Source organism: Aerococcus viridans, from assembly GCF_002871935.1.
In the GTDB taxonomy this organism is placed as follows: Bacteria; Bacillota; Bacilli; order Lactobacillales; family Aerococcaceae; genus Aerococcus; species Aerococcus viridans_B.
Map to the genome: position 1 here is coordinate 1 of NZ_PNHQ01000043.1, position 807 is coordinate 807.

General features: G+C 47.0%; 1 protein-coding gene. It reads right to left on the reverse strand.

Annotated features, from left to right (window positions below; translation table 11 throughout):
• Positions 1-807 (reverse strand): hypothetical protein (locus tag CJ191_RS09155; protein WP_180960968.1); only part of this gene is annotated, 807 nt, incomplete at both ends.

An 807-nucleotide genomic window follows, 5' to 3' on the forward strand; every position in this document is an offset into this window, starting at 1 on the left:
AAGTGCGTCTGAGTCAGCATCTGAATCAGCATCAGTAAGCGCATCTGAATCTGCATCTGAGTCAGCATCAACAAGCGCATCTGAATCATCTTCAGTAAGTGCATCTGAATCAGCATCAGTAAGTGCGTCTGAGTCAGCATCAGTAAGTGCGTCTGAGTCAGCATCTGAATCAGCATCTGAATCAGTATCAGTAAGTGCGTCTGAGTCAGCATCTGAATCTGCATCTGAGTCAGCATCAGTAAGCGCATCTGAGTCTGCATCTGAGTCAGCATCAACAAGCGCATCTGAATCTGCATCTGAGTCAGCTTCAACAAGCGCATCTGAATCAGCATCAGTAAGCGCATCTGAGTCAGCATCTGAATCTGCATCTGAATCTGCGTCAGCAAGCGCATCTGAGTCAGCGTCAGTAAGTGCGTCTGAGTCAGCATCTGAATCAGCATCAACAAGCGCATCTGAGTCAGCGTCAGTAAGTGCGTCTGAGTCAGCATCTGAATCAGCATCAACAAGCGCATCTGAGTCAGCTTCAACAAGCGCATCTGAATCAGCATCATTAAGTGCGTCTGAGTCTGCATCTGAATCAGCATCAGTAAGCGCATCTGAATCTGCGTCTGAATCTGCATCTGAGTCAGCATCAGTAAGTGCGTCTGAGTCTGCATCTGAATCAGCATCAACAAGCGCATCTGAATCAACATCATTAAGTGCGTCTGAGTCAGCATCTGAATCAGCATCATTAAGTGCGTCTGAGTCAGCATCTGAATCAGCATCAACAAGCGCATCTGAATCAGCATCATTAAGTGCGTCTGAGTC